We start from the raw sequence: 3,154 nt of genomic DNA, 5'->3' as shown, positions 1-3,154 counted from the left end.
GCCAGGGCTTCTGTCCTTTGAACACTGGCATCCAGCTCCATTTGCAGTCTTTTTTCAGGAGTAATACCAGCGGATACTTTTTTAGAGATCTCATAAGCCTCCGCATCGGCAATCACTCGAATCTTCTGAGCGGATTTTCTGGCTGCAGCAAGCAAATTGGTCTCTTCCTGTTCCTTGTAAGAAGCTGTTTTTGCCGCTGTTTCTGCCGTAATTGTTTGCTCCAACTGTACCTTTTCCAATTTTACACGGGTCTCAGCCTTTTCTCTTTCTCCCTTGGCAATGGCTTTTTGGGTGGCATAGTATTCCTTTTCAGCCTCCTGCTTCTCTAATTGTGTCTGGGCCACCTGTTCTTTCTGGTCTTTCAGCCTGTTGTCAAAACTGGCTTCCCAATCGATACTGGTCACGGCTACCTGCTGTACGGTAAGACCGTAGCGTTGCAAGGAATTAGAGGCGTCGCGAATAGGCTCTCCGTTTTCATCCTTTCGTATTCTATAGCGTTTTTCACGCTTTTCATTGTTCATGATCTTTCCTTTGGCCACTGTTCTGGCAGAATCAAGCGTAGAAATCGGACTCACATCAATTTCTTCGTACACCTCTTCTGTCAGGTACATCCCATTCTCCATCTGGTCTTTTAAATAATAATCAAATTGTGAAGATGCACCTGAAATATAATCCTGTGCATCCATTAGTTTACAGGTGTTTTTCAGGGCCTGATCATACACGGGATAGATTCTGGCGTACACAAGTTTGCTTTCCGATCTGTTTTTATCCGCCATTTCAAGAAATAGCTCCTCATTGTTATAATTGATCGATACAATTAAAGCAGCGGCAATGTCTGCCTTGATCGCATCAGCAAATTCTCTTGTTTGTGCACTTCGATGGTAAATACCTTCTTCCGTTCTGTATTGAAATACTTTTTTACCTTCCTGATCAAATTCCTTCACCATATCCTGCAAGGCGATTTCAAAAGAAATAGGAATGGTCTTGCCCCAGAACTTCAATTTCACACCCTGAGTTGTTACCGCAGCATCTCCACCCCATAAATACTGAATAGCGGTGGCCGTTCCGGCCGGGTTATAAAAAAACAAACCGCTTACAGCAATAAAAGCTACCCCAACAAGGCCGAGCAGTACGGATCTTCTAGCGGTCCAGGGATTGAGCATCTTTTGCATAAAACTAGGTGGCACTTCAGCCGCTCCTTCAACAGGGGTTATTCTATATACATTGATTAAAATCGCTAAAACTAGCGCTACTATAATGAAGATAAAACCGATTATGGTCATTTGAAATAAATTAAAAATTAATACTAAAATTCTCCCGGATGCCTTGCATCTGGTTTATATAAATGTTGTTAACGAGTAGAAATAAAAAAGAATGACAGAGTGTCATTCTATAATTTCGATCGAAACTTTTGCCAAACCCTTCTCTAAAAAATCAAGCTCTTTTGCCGCCGCTTTCGACAGATCGATCACACGTCCTTCAACAAAGGGTCCTCTGTCGTTGACAATAACAATCACAGATTTTTTAGTATCAAGATGGGTCACTTTTACCTTTGTTGAAAACGGAATGCTCCGATGTGCTGCGGTCATTCTGATGGTATCATATACTTCGCCGCTCGCTGTGCGTCTGCCCTGTAATTGATCATTGTAAAAAGACGCCACTCCTGTTTCCTGCTGTTGACCATAAACGCTTCCAGTGTATAACAAGCTACCCAGTAGAAAGAAAAAACACAGGAAGATCTTTCGCTGATACACCATTGCGGATAAGAACTTGACACGCTTATTCTTTCTCATCACAATCACACTTTCTTAAAATATGAAAACAAGGCTAACAAAGATACAAAGGCCCAAATACCCTCTAATAAAATAAAAGGCCAGTAATTCATCATATATGAAGCCAGGCAGGCCAATGAGGCACCTGTTAAATTCAATAAAATAAAACTGAGGTCCCCTTTTTTCACCAAATTTCTAACATTGAGAATATAAGCCAGCAGAATTTGAAAAACACCAACAAACCCGATCCAATCTACGATCTCCAATCCCAAAAACATATAAAATTCATTTAAACATGCTACGGCTCCGCCCCGGCGGGTTACATTGCTAACAAAGATCTATGATAAGAGCCCCGAAAGCACCGCTTTTTAACTAACAGTAAATTAAACAACTGTCGATAAAATATTTTTATGGTTTTCCGTAAAAAAGTTGATTTTTTTCATTCAAGAACAAACAAACCACTCCTTCAAAAAAGACCATACATATTGCAAGACAATAGCAGATTCGCTATCGAATTGTTCATTCCTTCGACATTATAGGGGAGACTATTTCAACAAATATGAGGTATAAAACTATTAAAAAAAATTTAAGTATTTAACTAAATCTTTAATTTTTATTGATTAAAAATAAGCCGGACCATGAATTTTCTGTTAAATACTCAAAAAAGACAGCTAATCAACAATTTAGAAACTACTGAGATCTGAAATCAATTGATGACAGCCACCTTTCATCAGATAATTAGTATGTTCATCAACACCGGAAAATTGCTTGCTGCAAATCTCCTCGCAGGTAAATTGGCCTTCATGTTGCACTAAAAAAGAAGAAAGCAGTTCGCCCGCCCGTGCATTTTTCATCGCAGAACCTTTTTTATGATCGCGGCACCATGACAGAGCATGCATCCAGATTGCGGCGCTTAAAGCCCCACATCCGCTGCCAGACAAGCCCAATCCTCCTGCAAAGCCTGCCACCATAATAGCCTCTTTATCTGAAGCGCCCATTTTTTTTGCTACCTCGGTAGCACAGCTCATTGAAAAATTAAAATTATGTGGCTTTAAAGCCAATGACTCCCGTGCTTTTTTAACGGCTTGTGGTGCCCAGTCTTCGGCCAGTTGAAAACAATGCAAAAACCGACCACTGATCATGTATTTAGCAAAGCTCAGGTTGTTTTTAAAATTACAATCGGTAATTTCTATGCACTGACTCGTATGCTCTTTGGCAATAAAACTTTCCATTAATAACTTGCTGGCCTCAATAGCTACAATAATGGCCTGAGAGGTATGTGCGCAGGTTTTATACGCTTCGGCACCAACGGCCAGTGAGACACCCCATAACATACCACATTGATAGCCTTCCTGCATAATACCGCCAGACAATGGATCAAG

General features: G+C 40.6%; 4 protein-coding genes. All 4 read right to left on the bottom strand.

Features of this window, described 5'->3' with window-relative positions; all coding sequences use genetic code 11:
- The coding region (locus tag ACR2MV_RS08070) for an SPFH domain-containing protein (protein WP_434021399.1) at positions 1–1,283 on the bottom strand (1,283 nt) is incomplete at its 3' end.
- Between the two features lie 102 nt (positions 1,284–1,385).
- On the bottom strand, positions 1,386–1,793 hold the full coding sequence (locus ACR2MV_RS08065; RefSeq protein ID WP_434021398.1) for a septal ring lytic transglycosylase RlpA family protein: 408 nt from the start codon (positions 1,791–1,793) through the stop codon (positions 1,386–1,388).
- A 5-nt stretch (positions 1,794–1,798) separates the two neighbouring features.
- Entirely contained in the window at positions 1,799–2,050 is a 252-nt protein-coding gene (locus ACR2MV_RS08060; RefSeq protein WP_434021397.1) for a CBU_0592 family membrane protein, read from the bottom strand.
- Positions 2,051–2,455: 405 nt separating this feature from the next.
- Positions 2,456–3,154 (bottom strand): C-GCAxxG-C-C family (seleno)protein (locus ACR2MV_RS08055; protein ID WP_434021396.1); only part of this gene is annotated, 699 nt, incomplete at its 5' end.

The sequence above is a fragment of the Lutimonas sp. genome (assembly GCF_051011215.1).
Classification (GTDB): Bacteria; Bacteroidota; Bacteroidia; order Flavobacteriales; family Flavobacteriaceae; genus Lutimonas.
This window is presented reverse-complemented; position numbering and strand designations above follow the sequence as displayed.